At 76.3% G+C, this 15,839-nt stretch carries 16 protein-coding genes and 1 tRNA gene; 8 read left to right on the top strand and 9 right to left on the bottom strand.

Annotation, left to right across the window (positions count from 1 at the left end):
- Positions 1 to 6 precede the first annotated feature (6 nt).
- From pth to WDV86_RS00115, 7 genes are all read right to left on the bottom strand, one after another.
- Positions 7 to 585, bottom strand: a complete 579-nt coding sequence (gene pth, locus WDV86_RS00085) for an aminoacyl-tRNA hydrolase (RefSeq protein WP_339565552.1) — start codon at positions 583 to 585, stop codon at positions 7 to 9.
- 122 nt (positions 586 to 707) lie between these two features.
- Positions 708 to 1,355 (bottom strand): 50S ribosomal protein L25/general stress protein Ctc, encoded by a 648-nt coding sequence (locus WDV86_RS00090; protein WP_339565553.1) that lies wholly within the window; start codon positions 1,353 to 1,355, stop codon positions 708 to 710.
- 263 nt (positions 1,356 to 1,618) lie between these two features.
- Positions 1,619 to 2,548, bottom strand: coding sequence for a sulfite exporter TauE/SafE family protein (locus tag WDV86_RS00095; protein WP_339565554.1), 930 nt, complete (start codon positions 2,546 to 2,548; stop codon positions 1,619 to 1,621).
- A 139-nt stretch (positions 2,549 to 2,687) separates the two neighbouring features.
- Positions 2,688 to 3,152: an RrF2 family transcriptional regulator gene (locus WDV86_RS00100; protein WP_339565555.1), complete on the bottom strand. Its 465-nt coding sequence runs from the start codon at positions 3,150 to 3,152 to the stop codon at positions 2,688 to 2,690.
- 31 nt (positions 3,153 to 3,183) lie between these two features.
- Positions 3,184 to 4,161 (bottom strand): ribose-phosphate diphosphokinase, encoded by a 978-nt coding sequence (locus WDV86_RS00105; RefSeq protein WP_339565556.1) that lies wholly within the window; start codon positions 4,159 to 4,161, stop codon positions 3,184 to 3,186.
- Entirely contained in the window at positions 4,158 to 5,678 is a 1,521-nt protein-coding gene (glmU, locus tag WDV86_RS00110; protein ID WP_339565557.1) for a bifunctional UDP-N-acetylglucosamine diphosphorylase/glucosamine-1-phosphate N-acetyltransferase GlmU, read from the bottom strand. Before glmU ends, WDV86_RS00105 begins: the two co-directional genes overlap by 4 nt.
- A 114-nt stretch (positions 5,679 to 5,792) precedes the next feature.
- A tRNA-Gln gene (locus WDV86_RS00115) sits at positions 5,793 to 5,864 on the bottom strand.
- A 167-nt stretch (positions 5,865 to 6,031) separates the two neighbouring features.
- On the opposite strand from WDV86_RS00115, the gene WDV86_RS00120 reads away from it, so the two are divergent.
- Together WDV86_RS00120 and WDV86_RS00125 are read left to right on the top strand one after the other, a co-directional pair.
- On the top strand, positions 6,032 to 6,991 hold the full coding sequence (locus WDV86_RS00120; RefSeq protein WP_339565558.1) for an acyl-ACP desaturase: 960 nt from the start codon (positions 6,032 to 6,034) through the stop codon (positions 6,989 to 6,991).
- A gap of 116 nt (positions 6,992 to 7,107) precedes the next feature.
- A complete protein-coding gene (locus WDV86_RS00125; protein WP_445262884.1) occupies positions 7,108 to 7,746 on the top strand; it encodes a TetR/AcrR family transcriptional regulator in 639 nt (212 codons plus the stop codon).
- On the opposite strand, the gene WDV86_RS00130 is transcribed toward WDV86_RS00125, so the two are convergent.
- Positions 7,716 to 9,056, bottom strand: a complete 1,341-nt coding sequence (locus tag WDV86_RS00130) for an acetyl-CoA C-acetyltransferase (protein ID WP_339565560.1) — start codon at positions 9,054 to 9,056, stop codon at positions 7,716 to 7,718. The genes WDV86_RS00125 and WDV86_RS00130 overlap by 31 nt on opposite strands.
- A 79-nt stretch (positions 9,057 to 9,135) precedes the next feature.
- Between WDV86_RS00130 and WDV86_RS00135 the strand changes: the two genes are divergently transcribed.
- From WDV86_RS00135 to WDV86_RS00160, 6 genes are all read left to right on the top strand, one after another.
- Positions 9,136 to 10,620: a 3-oxoacyl-ACP reductase gene (locus WDV86_RS00135; RefSeq protein WP_339565561.1), complete on the top strand. Its 1,485-nt coding sequence runs from the start codon at positions 9,136 to 9,138 to the stop codon at positions 10,618 to 10,620.
- Positions 10,617 to 11,543: a MaoC family dehydratase gene (locus WDV86_RS00140; RefSeq protein ID WP_339565562.1), complete on the top strand. Its 927-nt coding sequence runs from the start codon at positions 10,617 to 10,619 to the stop codon at positions 11,541 to 11,543. The genes WDV86_RS00135 and WDV86_RS00140 overlap by 4 nt, the downstream gene beginning before the upstream one ends.
- Positions 11,544 to 11,702: 159 nt before the next feature.
- Positions 11,703 to 12,428 carry a hypothetical protein gene (locus WDV86_RS00145; RefSeq protein ID WP_339565563.1) on the top strand — a complete coding sequence of 242 codons (726 nt, stop codon included), beginning with the start codon at positions 11,703 to 11,705 and terminating at the stop codon, positions 12,426 to 12,428.
- An 8-nt stretch (positions 12,429 to 12,436) separates the two neighbouring features.
- The gene (locus WDV86_RS00150; RefSeq protein ID WP_339565564.1) at positions 12,437 to 12,610 is read left to right on the top strand and encodes a hypothetical protein; all 174 of its coding nucleotides are present in this window, start codon (positions 12,437 to 12,439) and stop codon (positions 12,608 to 12,610) included.
- A 59-nt stretch (positions 12,611 to 12,669) separates the two neighbouring features.
- Complete coding sequence (locus tag WDV86_RS00155; protein WP_339565565.1) at positions 12,670 to 13,221, top strand: MarR family winged helix-turn-helix transcriptional regulator; 552 nt, start codon at positions 12,670 to 12,672, stop codon at positions 13,219 to 13,221.
- Positions 13,222 to 13,376: 155 nt separating this feature from the next.
- Complete coding sequence (locus WDV86_RS00160) at positions 13,377 to 13,901, top strand: antibiotic biosynthesis monooxygenase (RefSeq protein ID WP_445262885.1); 525 nt, start codon at positions 13,377 to 13,379, stop codon at positions 13,899 to 13,901.
- A gap of 54 nt (positions 13,902 to 13,955) precedes the next feature.
- Here WDV86_RS00160 and WDV86_RS00165 read toward each other — a convergent pair whose 3' ends face one another.
- On the bottom strand, positions 13,956 to 15,791 hold the full coding sequence (locus tag WDV86_RS00165; RefSeq protein ID WP_339565567.1) for an ABC-F family ATP-binding cassette domain-containing protein: 1,836 nt from the start codon (positions 15,789 to 15,791) through the stop codon (positions 13,956 to 13,958).
- Between the last annotated feature and the right edge of the window lie 48 nt (positions 15,792 to 15,839).

The following is a 15,839-nucleotide window of genomic DNA, read 5'->3' on the forward strand; positions in this document are numbered from 1 at the left end:
GGGCGCTCAGCGCGGGGCGTGCACCTGCTGCTGCGCCGCCTCGAGCCCGCGGGTGATGACCAGCTCGACGGCGTCGGCGGCCTCCTCCAGCAGGACGGGCAGCTGCCGGCGCTCGACGCTCCCGAAGGGCTTCAGCACGTAGTCGGCCGGGTCCATCCGCCCGGGCGGGCGCCCGATGCCGACGCGGACGCGCACGTAGTCCTTCGTCCCCAGCGCCTTGGAGGTGTCGCGCAGCCCGTTGTGGCCGCCCTCCCCCCCGCCGCGCTTGAGGCGGACGACGTCGCCGGGCAGGTCGAGCTCGTCGTGGACGAGGACGACCCGCTCGGGAGGCACGGAGAAGAAGCGAGCGAGACCCGCCACCGGGCCGCCGGAGACGTTCATGTATGTCGTCGGCTTGGCGAGGACGACGGCCGGGCCCGGGCGTCCACCCGCCAGCACGCCGAGGCGCCCCTGCGCGACGGCCGCCCGGGCCTTGTGCGAGCGGAAGCCGCTGCCCGTCCGCCCCGCGAGGACGTCGAGGACCATCTGCCCGACGTTGTGCCGGGTCCCGGCGTACTCCGGCCCGGGGTTGCCCAGCCCGACCACGAGCCAGGGCCCGTCGTCCGCCGCCGGGCCCGGCGCGGCAGCCGCAGCCGGGTCGGGGCGAGGAGACGCCGAGGGCTCCCCCGCCGCGGCGGAGGAGCCCCGGGAGCGCGAGGGCGCCAGCGTCAGTCCTGCGCGGCGACGGGCTCGGCGCCGGCCTCGGTGTCGGGCGCCTCACGCTCGATGCCGAGCTCGCCCTCGGCCTCGCTCAGCTCCTCCTCCAGCTCCTCGGCGGTGCGCGCCTGCGTCACGTTGACGACGAGCGTCTCGGCGTCGGTGACGAGCGCGGCGCCCGCCGGGAGGGTGACGTCGGCGGCGCTCACCAGGGTGCCGGCCTCGGCGCCCTCGACCGAGACGGTGACGCTCTCGGGGATGGCGAGGGCGTCGACCTCGAGCAGGAGGGTCTGGGAGTCGAGCGTGACGACGGTCTCGGCGGCGGCCTCCCCCTCGAGGTGGACGGCGACCTCGACCTCGACCTTCTCGCCGCGGCGCACGACGACGAGGTCCACGTGCTCGATCTCGCGGCGGCGGTGCTCGCGCTGGACGTCCTTGACGAGGGCGAGGACCTCCGTGCCGGCCACGTCGAGGGTCAGGACGGCGTTCTCGCGCTTGACCGCGAGCATCGTCGCGTGACCCGGCAGCGAGAGGTGCTGCGGCGCCTGCCCGTGGCCGTAGACGACGGCGGGGATCTTGTCGGCGCGGCGGATGCGGCGGGCGGCGCCCTTGCCGAACTCGGTGCGCTCCTCGGCGGCAAGGCGGATCTGGTCGGCCATGGGGGTGCTCCTGGGATCTCGGGGGACGACGCGGTGCGCCGCCGCTGCGGTGGCGTCCGGCGCACGGGCCCGAGGGAACCCGGGCCCGCACGCGGCCCCGGCGGCGCGCATGGTCGACGGGGCGACCACCGCGTCGAGTGCGGGCCGAGCGCGACCTGGGGTCGGCGCCGGTCCCTCGCCGAGGCAACCGCACGAGCATAGCCGCCGTGCCGCGGGCCCCGCGCCCGCGCCAGGGGCGCCCGGCGGGCCACCTCACGACCACCTCAGGACCGGGCGCCCACCTCCGCACGCTCGAGGTCGTCGCCCTCGGGGCCCGGCCAGCCCGGGTCGGTGCCGGCCGCCTTCTCGCGCCGGTAGCGGCGTACGGCGTAGGCGACGGCGCCGAACCACAGCAGGAGGAGCACCGGGTAGACGACGGCGCCCACCGCTGCCTCGACGTCGAAGGCCCGCAGAAGGGTGCGGGAGTTCGTCACGACGATGACGCCGCCGACGGCCGCGCCGAGCACGCGGGCGGGCAGGTACCGGACGATCCACGCCGCGAAGGGCGCCGCGACGACGCCGCCGACGAGCAGGGCGGAGACGATGGCGAGGTCGATGCCGGCGGTCCCCAGCCCGAGGAGGAAGCCGACGCTGGCCGAGACGGCGACGATGAACTCGGAGGTGTCGACCGAGCCGACGACCTTGCGCGGCTCGACCCGGCCGGAGCCGAGGAGCGCCGGGGTCGCGACGGGGCCCCAGCCCCCGCCGCCGCTGGCGTCGAGGAAGCCGCCGAAGAGGCCGACCGGGGCGAGGAAGCGCGAGCGCAGCCGGCCCGGGCGCCGCACCAGCGAGCCGGTCGTGAAGCGGACGCCCACGTAGACGCCGAGGGCGAGCAGGACGCCGGCGACGTAGGGGCCGGCGGCGTCCGTCGCGAGGTTGCTCAGCAGCGTCGCCCCGAGGAAGGCGCCGACGGCGCCCGGCACGGCGAGGCGGCCGACGATCTTCCAGTCGACGTTGCCGAACTTCCAGTGCGAGACGCCCGAGGCGAGCGTCGTGCCGATCTCCGCCAGGTGCACCGACGCCGAGGCCAGCGCCGGCGAGGTGCCCGAGGCGATGAGCAGCGTCGTCGACGTGACGCCGTAGGCCATGCCGAGGCTGCCGTCGACGAGCTGGGCAGCAAGACCGACGAGGGCCAGGACGATCCATCCGCGCACGATGACTCCACAAAGTCGACCAGGTCTGTCGGGAATGCAGCGTGGAGCATCCCAGAGGTGGCGTCAAGGGGTCCTCGACCAGCACGGCACCTCGGGTGGGCCGCACCCGGCGCCCGCGCGCCGGCCCGTGCGCGGGCTGCTAGATGTCGAGGCCCATCTCGTACGGCGGCCGGCGCTGGGGCAGGTGGTCGAGGACGACGTCGGGCAGCTCGTCGCGCACGACCATCGCCACGGTCGTCGCCTCGAGGATGGCGCGCTCGCTGGCGCGCAGGGCCACCCACACGTCGGCGAGCGCCACCGAGGCGCCCTGGTAGTCCAGCTGCTCGGGGCGCAGGTTGCGTACGAGGGCCAGCGGACCGTCGATCGCGCGGATGACGTCGGCCACGGTGAGGGTCTCGGGGTCGACGGCCAGGGCGTGCCCGCCGTCGGGGCCCCGCCGGCTCGTCACGAGCCCCGCCCGGCGCAGGTCGCGCAGGATCGCCTCGAGGAAGCGCTGAGGGATGCCCTCGGCGGAGGAGATGCGGTCGCTCGTCGCCCCGCCCGTACGGGAGGCGAGGTGGCAGACCGAGCGCAGCGCGTAGTCCGTCTTGGCCGTCAGGCGCACCGCGCCCCTCCCTCCTCGCCCGGACCCGGGCTCAGCTGTTGCCGTCGAAGAGGCTCGTCACCGAGCCCTCGTCGAAGACGGCGCGGATGGCCATCGCCAGCAGCGGGGCGATGGACAGGACGGTCAGCCCGGGGAAGCGGTGGTCGTCGTCGAAGGGCAGGGTGTTGGTCGTCACGAGCTCGCTGACGGGGCTGTCCTGCAGCCGCTGGACGGCCGGGCCGGACAGGACGGCGTGCGTGGCCGCGACGAGCACCTCCGCGGCGCCGTTGTCGACCAGCGCCTGGGCGGCCTGCACGATGGTCCCGCCGGTGTCGATCATGTCGTCGACGAGCACGCAGGTGCGCCCCTGCACCTCGCCGACCAGCTCGTGCACCTTCACCTGGTTGGGCACCGTGGGGTCGCGCCGCTTGTGGATGATCGCGAGCGGGGCGCCGAGGCGGTCCGACCACTGGTCGGCCAGCCGCACGCGCCCTGCGTCGGGCGAGACGACGGTCAGCCGGTCGCGGTCGACGCGCGAGGCCACGTGGTCGGCGAGCAGCGGCATGGCCCACAGGTGGTCGACCGGCCCGTCGAAGAAGCCCTGGATCTGCGCCGTGTGCAGGTCGACGCTCATGAGCCGGTCGGCGCCCGCCGTCTTGAACATGTCCGAGACCAGGCGCGAGGAGATCGGCTCGCGACCGCGGTGCTTTTTGTCCTGGCGGGCGTAGGGGAAGAACGGGGCGACGACGGTCGTGCGCTTGGCCGAGGCCCGCTTGAGCGCGTCGACCATGAGCAGCTGCTCCATGAGCCAGTGGTTGATCGGCGCGCAGTGGCTCTGCAGCACGAAGGCGTCGGCGCCGCGCACGGACTCCCCGAAGCGCACGTAGATCTCGCCGTTGGCGAAGTCGTAGGCCGACGTCGGCACGAGCTCGACGCCCAGCTCTTGCGCGACCTCGTCCGCCAGCTCGGGGTGGGCCCGCCCGCTGACGAGCACCAGCCGCTTCTGGCCGGTGGCCTGGATGCCCGTCATCGATGCTCTCCCTCGGTGGTGGTGCTACGTCCCTGCCCGCCGACCGGGTGGTCGGCGGTGGTCTCGCGGCCGGCGGCGACCTCGCGAGCCCGGGCGGCGGCCAGCGCCGCGGGGCTGCCGGCGCGGCGGCGCTCGACCCAGCCCTCGACGACCCGCTGGCGCGCGCGGGCGACGGCGATGGCCCCGGGCGGCACGTCGGCGTCGATGACGGAGCCGGCGGCCGTGTAGGCGCCGTCGCCGATCTCGACGGGCGCGACGAGCATGGTGTCGCTGCCGATGCGCACGTGGTCGCCGACGCGGCTGCGGTGCTTGGCGACGCCGTCGTAGTTGACGAAGACCGTCGCCGCGCCGACGTTGCTGTGCTCGCCGATCTCGGCGTCGCCGACGTAGGACAGGTGCGGCACCTTCGAGCCGGCGCCGATGACGGCGTTCTTCGTCTCGACGTAGGCGCCGATGCGGCCCTGCGCCCCGAGCCGGGTGCCGGGCCGCAGGTAGCTGAAGGGCCCGACCGTGGCGCCCTCGCCGATCTCGGCGTCGGTGCCGTGGGTGCGGACGACGCTCGCGCCGGCGCCGACGACGCAGCCCCGCAGCGTGGTGCCGGGGCCGACGACGGCGCCCGCCCCGACCTGGGTGCCGGCCAGCAGCTGGGTGCCCGGCTCCAGGCGGACGTCCTGGCCGAGCTCGACGTCGACGTCGACCCACGTGGTCGGGGGGTCGACGACGGTGACGCCGTCGCGCATCCACCGCTCCAGCAGGCGGCGGTTCAGCTCGGCGCCGGCGCGGGCCAGCTGCACCCGGTCGTTGACGCCGTCGGCCTGGGCGGCGTCGGCCACCGGCAGGGCGGCGACCGCGAGGCCGTCGCCGCGGGCCACGGCGAGGACGTCGGTCAGGTAGACCTCACCCTGGGCGTTGTCGCGGCCCACCCGGGCCAGCGCGCCCGCGAGCACCTCGGCGTCGAAGGCGTAGATCCCGGTGTTGACCTCGCCGACGGCGCGCTCGGACTCGTCGGCGTCCTTGTGCTCGACGATGCGCTCGACCCCCCCGTCGGCGCCGCGCAGGACGCGGCCGAGCCCGGTCGGGTCGGCCGGCTCCGCCGTCAGGACGGTGACGGCGCTGCCCCGGGACTCATGCTCGGCGACGAGGCCCGAGAGCGTCGCCGGCTCCAGCAGCGGGACGTCGCCGTAGGTGACGAGCACCGTGCCGCGCGGGCTCTCGCCGAGCTCGGCGGCCAGCGCGTCAAGCCCGCACGCGACGGCGCGGCCGGTGCCGGGGACGTCGTCCTGGTCGGCGACGAGGACGTCGGCGTCGGCCTCCCGCGCCGCCTGCGCCACCAGGTCACGCTCGTGCCGGACGACGACGACGAGCCGCTCCGGCCGCGCGCCGCGCGCCGCCGCCAGCGCGTGGCCGAGCAGCGTGCGGCCGGCGAGGGCGTGGAGGACCTTGGGGGTGGCCGAGCGCATCCGGGTGCCCCCGCCCGCGGCGAGGACGATCACGGCGCTGGGCCTGGGGCGGCTCACTGAGCAGGCTCCTCGCGGCGGGCTGGGCGGGACGCCGCGACCCTACCCGCCCCCCGAGGAGCCCCGGGCCGCCTCGTCGACGCCCTCCCCGGGCTCCCCGGCGAGAGCTCGACGCTCCCCCGCGAGGACTCGAACCTCGACCTCACGCTTCCAAAGAGCGGCGTCCTGCCGTTGGACCACGGGGGACCACCCGGCGCGCGCCGGGAGGTGCCCCGGCGGCGTCGCGGCGACGCCCGGGCACCGGGTCCCCGGTGCCCGGCGGGGCCCGGCCGACGCTACCCGGCAGCCGTCCCAGGGGACTATCAACCGGCTCGGGCAGGCAACTTACGGGACCGTAGGTTACGGTTCCGTAGGTGACCACCTCGGAGGACCCGGACACCGTCGCCGCACTGCAGTCGCGGCTCCTGCGCGACCTCGAGCCCGTCGTCGAGGAGAACCTCGAGCGGCACATCAAGGCGACGCAGGAGTGGCACCCGCACGACTACGTGCCGTGGAGCGAGGGGCAGAACTTCGCCTACCTCGGCGGCAGCGACTGGGAGCCCGGCGACTCCAAGCTGGACCCCGTCGCGCGGACGTCGATGGTGGTCAACCTCCTCACCGAGGACAACCTCCCCAGCTACCACCGCGAGATCGCCACGAGCTTCGGCCGCGACGGCGCGTGGGGGCAGTGGGTCGGGCGCTGGACGGCCGAGGAGGGCCGCCACGGCATCGCGCTGCGCGACTACCTCGTCGTCACCCGCGGCACCGACCCGGTCGAGCTCGAGCGGCTGCGGATGGAGCACATGGCCGCCGGCTACGACAACGGCGACAAGTCGATGCTCCAGACGATCGCCTACGTCTCCTTCCAGGAGCTGGCGACGCGCGTGAGCCACCGCAACACGGGCAAGGCGACCGGCTGCCCCGTCGCCGAGGGCCTGCTGGCCCGGGTGGCGAAGGACGAGAACCTCCACATGGTCTTCTACCGCAACCTCCTCGCGGCGGCCTTCGACCAGGCGCCGGACGCCACGATGGAGGCGGTGCGCGACGAGGTGCTGCAGTTCGCCATGCCGGGGGCAGGCATGAGTGGGTTCGCCCGCTCGTCCATGATGATCGCCAAGGCCGGGATCTACGACCTCAAGCTCCACCACGACGACGTGCTCATGCCGGTGCTGCGGTTCTGGAAGGTCTTCGAGCGCACCGACCTCGGCCCGCGCGGCGAGGCGGCGCGCACCGACCTCGCCCAGTTCCTCGCGAAGCTGGACGAGCAGGCGACGAAGTTCGTCACCCGCCGCGAGGAGGCCGCGGCGCGGCGCGCGGCGCGCACGTCCGCCTGAGCGCCGCGCGAGGGCCCGCCCGGGAGGCCGCGAGCACGCTCCCGCCCCGTCGCCGGCGCTCCGCGGGGGATGATCGAGGGGTGCCCGCGTCCGCCCCCGCCCCGCGTCGCGTGCGCATGACGGGTGCGGCCCGGCGCGCGCAGCTGCTCGACGTCGGCCGCGCGCTCTTCGCCGAGCGCGGCCTGGAGGGGGCGAGCGTCGAGGAGGTCGCCGCACGGGCCCACGTGTCCAAGCCGGTGGTCTACGAGCACTTCCGCCGGGGCAAGGAGGAGCTCTACGAGGTCGTCGCCGACCGGGAGGTCCAGCGCCTGCTCAGCGCCGTCACCGCCGCCCTGGACGTCACCGGCGTGCATCCGCGCGAGGTGCTGGAGCGGGCGGCGCTGGCCCTGCTCGACTACGTGGAGACCTCCAGCGAGGGCTTCCGGATCCTCGTCCGCGACTCCCCCGTCGCCTCCTCCGGCGGCACCTTCGCGACGCTGATGTCCGACGTCGCCCGCCAGGTCGAGCACCTCATGGTGCGGGAGATGGACCGCCGCGGGCTGCCGGCGCAGACGGCGCCGATGTACGCGCAGATGCTCGTCGGCATGGTCGCCCTCACCGGGCAGTGGTGGCTGGACACGCGCGAGCCCGACAAGGCCACCGTCGCCGCCCACCTCGTGAACCTGTCGTGGAACGGCCTGTCGGGCATGGAGGCCGAGCCCCGGCTTCGTCGCGACGGACGACCTCAGCGCTCCAGGACCGCGACCACGCCCTGACCACCGGCGGCGCAGACGGACACGAGCGCGCGTCCGCCGCCGCGGACGGCCAGGGCCTTGGCGGCCGAGGCCAGCACGCGGGCGCCGGTCGCGGCGAAGGGGTGGCCGGCGGCCAGCGAGCCGCCATGGGGGTTGAGGCGGTCGCGGTCGACGGCGCCCATCGGCTCCTCGCGCCCGAGCCGCACCTTGCAGAACAGCGGGTCCTCCCAGGCGGCCAGCGTGCAGAGCACCTGGCTGGCGAAGGCCTCGTGGATCTCCACGACGTCGAAGTCACCGAGGGACAGGCCCCGGCGGGCCAGCAGCCGGGAGGCGGCGTAGACGGGTGCCATGAGCAGCCCCTCCGCGCCGCTCACGTGGTCGACCGACGCGGTCTCGGCGTCGACGAGGTAGGCCATCGGCTCCAGGCCGCGCTCACCCGCCCACTCCGGCGTCGCGAGCAGGACGGCGCTGGCGCCGTCGGACAGCGGCGTCGAGGAGCCGGCGGTCATGGTCGCCGAGTCGCCCCGGCCGAAGACGGTCTTGAGCCGGGCGAGCTGCTCGAGCGTCAGGCCCGGCCGCAGGAACGTGTCGCGCTCGAGGCCCCGGTGGGGGACGACGAGGTCGTCGAGGAAGCCGCTCTCGTAGGCCCGCTCGAGCCGGTGGTGGCTGGCCAGCGCCAGCTCGTCCTGCGCCTGCCGGGTGATGCCCCACTCCAGCGTGGTGCGGGCCTGGTGCTCGCCCATCGTCAGCCCGGTGCGGGGCTCGACGACGCTCGGCGCCACAGGCACGAGGTCACGAGGACGCACGGTGGCGAAGGCCCTGGCGCGACCCGTCGCGGTCTTCTGGGCGTTGGCCGCCAGCAGCGCTCGCCGGAGCCCCTCGGAGACGACGACGGGCGCGTCCGACGTCGTGTCCGCGCCGCCGGCGATCGCGGCGTCGACCTGGCCGAGGGCGATCTTGCCGGCGACGGAGAGCGCCGCCTGCAGGCCCGTGCCGCAGGCCTGCCCGACGTCGTAGGCCGTCGTCGTCGGGTCCAGCACCGAGCCGAGCACGGCCTCGCGGGTGAGGTTGATGTCCCGGCTGTGCTTGACGACGGCGCCGGCGACGACCTCGCCGACGCGCTCGCCCTCCAGCCCGGCGCGGCGGGCGAGCCCGTCGAGGGCGGCGGTGAGCATCTCCTGGTTCGAGGCGCTCGCGTAGACGGTGCCCGCGCGGGCGAAGGGGATGCGCGAGCCCGCCACGACGGCGACGGGGCGCGGGGAGGACGCCGGCCCGAACGGGCTGGGCCCGCGGGAGACGGCAGCGGCGGTGCGGACGTCGGCGTCGGCCATGCCGACCACTGTGCCACGGCCGGCCGAAGGGTGTTACCCGTGGGTAACTTGCGCCGCTCGGTCGGGGTAGCGTCGACACATGGCACCGACGCCCCCGCCCGCGGCCGCGACGTCCGGCGACGACGGCCCCGGCCCTGGCGGAGGCCCGGGTGCGGCGAGTCCCGCCGACGTCGCCGAGCCGGCCGTCGCCGACCGCTACGCCTCCTTCGCCCGCTCCCCGCTCGGGCACCGCCTGGTCAGCGGCCTGGGGCTGCCCGACCCGGTGCCGCTGCGCCGCGGCGTCCCGGGTGCGCCGCTGGCGCCCGGGCCCGTGCTCGTCACCGGGCTCGTCGGCGTCGACGGGCGCGAGCACCGCGGGGAGGCCGCGGGGGTCGCCGCCGCCGAGCTGGCCGCGGCGGGCGTCGACGTCGTGGACGCCGGGTCACCGGGCAGCGACCGGCTGGGCGGGCTGGTCGTCGACGCGACGACGGCGTCGTCCCCGGCCGACCTCGTGGGCCTCGTCGGGGCCTGCACGCCCGTGCTGCGCCGGCTGGCGCGCGGGGCGCACGTCGTCGTCGTCGGGCTGGACCCCGACCGGCTGCCCGAGGGGGCGCCCCCGTCGGCGCGGGTGGCGCAGCGGGGCCTGGAGGGCTTCACCCGCTCGCTCGGCAAGGAGGTCGGCGGCGGGCGCACCGTCCAGCTCGTGCTGCTCTCCGGCCGCGGGGTGCAGGCCATGGGCGGGACGCTGCGCTTCCTGCTCTCGGGCCGCTCGGCCTTCGTCAGCGGCCAGGTGGTGCGGGTGCAGGACCCGGTGCACGACCTGCCCCTGCCGGCGCAGGCCCGCGGCCCGCAGCCGCTGGCCGGGCAGCGCGCCGTCGTCACCGGGGCCGCGCGCGGCATCGGCGCGTCCGTCGTCGCGCTGCTCGCGGCCCGCGGCGCCGAGGTGGTCCTCGTCGACGTCCCGGCCGCCGCCGACGCCCTCGCCGCGACGGCGCGGACGGTCGGCGGGGAGCCGCTGCTGCTCGACATCACCTCCGACCTGGCGCCCGGGCGCCTCGCCGAGCACTGCGAGCGCGCCGGCGGCGTCGACGTCGTCGTCCACAACGCCGGCATCACCCGCGACCGGCGGCTTCGCAACATGCGCCCCGACGCCTTCGCCTCCGTGGTCGACGTCAACGTCGGTGCGCCGCTGCGGATCACCGAGCACCTGCTGGGCGCGGGGCTGGTCGGCCGGGGCGGGCGGGTGGTCGGCGTCTCCTCGCTCGCGGGCATCGCGGGCAACGACGGCCAGACGAGCTACGCGACGAGCAAGGCCGGCGTCATCGGGCTCGTCGACGCCCTCGCGGGGTGCGCGGGGGCGGCGGGCGCGACCGTCAACGCCGTCGCCCCGGGCTTCATCGAGACGCGGATGACCGAGACGATCCCGCCGCTGCCCCGCCAGCTCGGCCGGCGGCTCGCCTCGCTCGGCCAGGGCGGGCTGCCTGTCGACGTCGCGGAGGCCATCGCCTGGCTCGCCGAGCCGGCGAGCGCCGGCGTCCACGGCCAGGTGCTGCGGGTCTGCGGGCAGAACCTGCTGGGGGCGTGAGGGTGCCGCGCACGGCGTCGCACCGGTCGTCACCGCCCGTGCCGCTCGCGCCGTCGAGGCGCGAGCTGGCGGCCGCGCTGCTGCCGCGCCCACGGCCGGCGGGGCTGCCCGAGCGGGTCGTCGAGGCCTCCGGCGTCCGCACCGACCGGGCGCACCTGGACGCGTGGGCGCGCGTGAGCACGCCGCGGCCCGGGGTTCCCCTGCCGACGTCCTTGCCGGCGGCCTACCTGCACGTCCTGGCGGGCGGCGCGTCGATGCGGCTGCTGCTCGACCCGGCCTTCCCCCTGCCGCTGCTGGGGCTCGTGCACGTCGGCCAGCGCCTCGAGCTGCGCCGCGAGGTCGACCCGCGGGAGCCGCTCGACCTCGCCGTGCGGGCCCAGGACCTGCGCCCGCACCGGCGCGGCCGCCAGCTCGACGTCGTCGCCAGCGCGAGCGTCGCGGGCGAGGAGGTCTGGCGCGGGGTGAGCACGTACCTGCACCGGGAGGGCTCGTCGTCGGGCGGGTCTGGCGAGCTGCCGGGCGGGTCGGGCGGCTCGGGCGGGTCGGGCGAGCCGCGGCGCGAGCTGCCGGCCGGGTCGGTGCGCTGGGTGGTGCCGACGTCGACGGGGCGGGCGTACGCGCGCGTCTCGGGCGACCCCAACCCGATCCACCTGTCGCGGCCGACCGCGCGGCTGCTGGGCTTCCGGCGTCCCATCGCCCACGGCATGTGGACCCTCGCGCGCGCCCTCGGCGACCTCGAGGGCCGCCTGCCCGCCGCGCACGTCGTCTCCGCGCGCTTCCTGCGCCCCCTGGCGATGCCCGGCCACGCGGTCTGCGGCTGGGGCCCGCTGGAGGGCGCCCCGGACGGCTCGCTGCTGCTCGCCGTCCGCCGCGAGCGCGACGGCGAGCCGCACCTCGTCGCCGAGGTCACGCCGGCGACCTGAGTCGGTCCAGGCCGAGATGGAGGTCGTGGTCGCTCCTCCGCGGATATCGCGACCACGACGTCCATCTCGACGTCGCAGTCGACCTACCCCGGCTGCCTGTGGACGACGCCGGCACGCAGGGGGCCTCCGCGCCACGCTCGGGGTACGGATGAGGCGACCGTGCGCCGGCTGCTCGACGCCGCGGCACGGCAGGACGCCGTCGTGACGACCCTGGATCTCGACCGTGCCGGCGCGAGGAGAGGGCAGGTCCGCACCCTCGTCCGCTGCGGCACATGGGTGCCGCTGCTGCGCGGGACGTTCCTCGTCATGCCCGACCGGACCGGGAATCGGCTGCTGCGGTCGTGGGCCCGGGCGGCCACGCTCACGGTCCCGGACGCCGTCGCCGGCTTCGGGACGGCGGTCGCCCTCCACGGGCTGGACGTCCCGGCCGAGCCGGTGCCTGTGCAGGTCCTCGTGCCGCCTCCTCTGCGCAGGCGTGGGCGTGACCACCTCGAGGTCCACCACGACCTGCTGACACCGGGCGACGTCGTCGACCTGCGTGGGCTGCCGACGACGACGGTGGCGAGGACGCTCGTCGACGAGGTGCCGCGCCGACCACGCGGAGACGCCCTGGCGCTCCTCGACGCCGCCCTGGCCTCGGGGCAGGTCACCCAGGACGACCTCGCGCGAGCACGTGCCCTGACGGCGGGACGGCGCGGCTGCCGCGCCGTCGAGGACCTCTGGCTGCTCGCGGATGGCCGTGCCGAGAGCCCCTCGAGAGCCGAGCCCGCCTCGACTGCATCGACGGCGGTGTCCCGCCGGACGACCTGCACGTGCCGCTGCGCGGCGACACCGGGCGCGTCGTCGCCCGTGCCGACATGGTCTTCCGGCGGCGACGGCGGCTAGGGCGCGGATTGCTCCTCCTCGAGGCCGACGGACGGCAGTTCCACGACCCCCTCACCGCTCTCTACCGCGACCGCGAGCGGGCCAACGCCCTCGTCGGCCTGGGGCACGACGTCGTCCGGTGCACCTGGGCCGACACGTGCGTGCCGGGGCGGGTCGCCGCCATCGTGCGCGCGGCGCTGTGACCGTGATGCCCGGGCGTCGAGAATCTCGACGTCGAGACGTCAGGCGTACTCTCGCCGCCGTGGACCTCGAGGGCGCGGGACGGCGCCCCGGTGCGCCGCGGGACGAGGTCGACCGCATCGTGGAGGCCTGGCGCCGGGAGCGGCCGGACCTCGACGTCTCGCCGCTGGAGGTGCTCTCGCGGGTCAGCCGGCTCGCGCGGCACCTCGACCTGGCCCGCCGGGCGGCCTTCGCCGAGCACGGGCTGGAGGCGTGGGCCTTCGACGTCCTCTCCGCGCTGCGCCGGGCCGGCGCGCCGTACCAGCTGACGCCGGGACGGCTCGTGACGTCGACGCTCGTGACGAGCGGCACCATGACCAACCGCGTGGACCGGCTGCTCGCCCTCGGCCTCGTGGAGCGCCACCCCGCCCCCGGTGACCGTCGCGGCGTCCTCGTGCGGCTCACCCCGGCGGGCGCGCAGCGGGTCGACTCCGCGATGGCCGACCTCCTCGACCGCGAGCGGGCCCTGCTCGCCAGGTTGGCGCCGGAGCAGCGGACGGCGCTCGCCGACGTCCTGCGCGCGCTGACCAGCGGCTTCGACGACCCGAGGACGAGCGACCCGGCCGAGCCCTGACCGGCCGTCAGCCTCGTGCCGGCCCCGTGCCGGCCAGACTCCGCCACACTGCCCGGGTGAGCGCCCCACCCTCCGCCGACCGGCCCTCCGCCTCCGCCCCGCCCTACGTCACCGTGGCCTCGACGCGCATCGCCGACCCGGGTCAGCGCCTGGAGATGCTCACCTGGGTGAGCGCGGGGGCCCGTCTGGCGGAGTCCTTCCCGGGCTTCCTCGGCGCGGGGTGGGTGCGCGGGGGCGTCGACTCGCGCGAGTGGCACATGCTCTACCGCTTCGTCGACGACGACGCGCTGGCCGGCTGGGAGGGCTCCAGCGAGCGGCGCTGGTGGCTCGACGGTGCACCCGGGACCGTGCGTCAGGGTCAGACGGAGAAGCGCACCGGCATCGAGGGCTGGTTCGACGCGGCCGCCGGCAGCGTCGTCGGGCCGCCGCCGAGGCCCGCACCGCCGCGGTGGCGCCAGGCGATCGTCATCTTCACGGTGTTCCTGCCGCTGTCGCTGCTCATGAACAGCACGCTGGGGCTCCTGCTGACCGACGTCGTGCCGCTCGTCGTCCGCGTGGCCGCGGTGACCACGGCGCTGACGCCGATCATGACGTACTTCGGGTTGCCCTGGGCCACCAAGACCTTCGCGTGGTTCCTGCACTCCGAGCCGCCGCCCTGGCGCCGTCGCCGCACCTCCTGACGCCAGCCCGGCGCCGCCCTCCCCTCGCGGCGGGCGGCGGGGCGGCGGGTGCGGTCAGCCGGCGAGCTCGGCGGCCTCGAGCCAAGCCTCCTCGACCTGGTCGCGCTCGTCGCGGACCCCGCGCAGCTCGGCGTCCAGCGCGCTGACCGCCGTGTGGTCGGTGGCCGACGCCGCCATCCGGTCGAGCAGGTCCGCCTCGGTGGACTGCAGCTTCTCCAGGCGACGCTCAAGCCTCGCCGCCTCCTTGCGCGCCGTGCGCACCTCGGCCGCCGACGGGCCCGACGTCGGCGCGGACCCTGGGGACGACGTCGCCGCACCCGGCAGCGCCGCCCCCTGGCCCGACGACCGCGCCTGGGCGCGCAGCGCCAGGTACTGCTCGACGCCGCCCGGCAGGTCCCGCAGCCGGCCGTCGCCGAGGAGGGCGACCTGGTGGTCGGTGGTGCGCTCCAGCAGGTACCGGTCGTGGGAGACGACGACGAGCGTGCCGGCGAAGCCGTCGAGGACGTCCTCGACCGAGGCCAGGACGTCGGTGTCGAGGTCGTTCGTCGGCTCGTCGAGCAGCAGCACGTTGGGCTCGTGCACGAGCAGGCGCAGCAGCTGCAGCCGCCGCCGCTCACCGCCGGAGAGCTCGCCGACCGGCGTCCAGGCCCGGTCCTTGGTGAAGCCCAGCCGCTCGACGAGGCTGCTCGCGCTGACCGGCTTGCCGTCGACGACGAGCTCGCGGCGCTCCCGCTCGACGGCCTCCAGCGCCCGCAGCCCGGCGACCTCCTCCAGCTCGCGCAGCGACTGGCTCAGCACCGCGACCTGCACGGTCTTGCCGCGGCGCACCCGCCCGGCGTCGGGTTCCAGCTCGCCGGTCAGCAACCGCAGCACCGTCGTCTTGCCCGCGCCGTTGACGCCGACGACGCCCACGCGCTCCCCCGGCGCGAGCCGCCACGTGACGTCGTCCAGCAGCGTCCGCGGCGCGTCCCCCTCGGCCGCAGGGACGGCGTAGGTGACCTCCTCGAGGTCGAGCACGTCCTTGCCGAGGCGGGCGCTCGCCGTCGCGGTGATCGTGACGTCCTCGCGCGGGGGCGGCTCGCTCGCGACGAGCGCGGCCGCGGCGTCGAGGCGGAACTTGGGCTTGCTCGTGCGCGCCGGCGCCCCGCGGCGCAGCCACGCGAGCTCCTTGCGCAGGAGGTTGGCCTGCCGGTCGGCGGTCACCGCGGCGACGCGCGCGCGCTCGGCCCGCGCGAGCACGTAGGCGGCGTACCCGCCGTCGTACTTCTCGACGCCGCCGCCCGTGACCTCCCAGGTCTGCGTGCAGCAGGCGTCGAGGAACCACCGGTCGTGCGTGACGACGAGCAGCGCGCCGCGCCCGGCCGGCCACCGCGTGCGCAGGTGCTCGGCGAGCCAGGCGACGCCCTCGACGTCGAGGTGGTTGGTCGGCTCGTCGAGGACGACGACGTCGTGGTCGCCCACGAGCACGGCCGCGAGCGCCGCCCGTCGTCGCTGCCCGCCCGAGAGCGCCGAGAGCGGGGCGTCGATGCCGCCGGGCACGGAGGTCTGGACGTCGTCGAGCAGCCCGGAGACGACGTCGCGCACCCGGGCGTCGGAGGCCCACTCGTGGTCGGCGGCGTCCCCGACGACGAGCTGGCGCACCGACCCGCCGGCGCGGGGGTCGTCGGCCTGCGGCAGGACGCCGACCCGCAGCCCCCGTGACTGCGTGACCCGGCCGTCGTCCGGTGCGTGCTCGCCCGTGAGGACGCGCAGGAGCGTCGACTTGCCGTCGCCGTTGCGCCCGACGACGCCGATCCGGTCACCGTCGTCGAGCCCGAGGGAGACGCCCGCGAGCACGTCGCGGGCGCCGAGGACCACGGAGACCGACTCCGCGTTCAGCAGGTGCGCCACGCGCCCAGCCTGCCACCGGGAGCGACGTCGCCCGTCCGGCGTCCACGG

The organism is Pseudokineococcus sp. 1T1Z-3, from assembly GCF_037482365.1.
Lineage (GTDB): Bacteria > Actinomycetota > Actinomycetes > Actinomycetales > Quadrisphaeraceae > Pseudokineococcus.

Excerpts from the sequence above, each read along its gene's own strand:
- WDV86_RS00160 (WP_445262885.1), top strand. The coding sequence starts at position 13,377 with ATGCTCACCTGGGTGAGCGCGGGGGCCCGTCTGGCGGAGTCCTTCCCG.
- WDV86_RS00105 (WP_339565556.1), bottom strand. The coding sequence starts at position 4,161 with ATGACGGGCATCCAGGCCACCGGCCAGAAGCGGCTGGTGCTCGTCAGC.
- WDV86_RS00090 (WP_339565553.1), bottom strand. The coding sequence starts at position 1,355 with ATGGCCGACCAGATCCGCCTTGCCGCCGAGGAGCGCACCGAGTTCGGC.
- WDV86_RS00135 (WP_339565561.1), top strand. The coding sequence starts at position 9,136 with ATGGCACCGACGCCCCCGCCCGCGGCCGCGACGTCCGGCGACGACGGC.
- WDV86_RS00125 (WP_445262884.1), top strand. The coding sequence starts at position 7,108 with ATGACGGGTGCGGCCCGGCGCGCGCAGCTGCTCGACGTCGGCCGCGCG.
- WDV86_RS00130 (WP_339565560.1), bottom strand. The coding sequence starts at position 9,056 with ATGGCCGACGCCGACGTCCGCACCGCCGCTGCCGTCTCCCGCGGGCCC.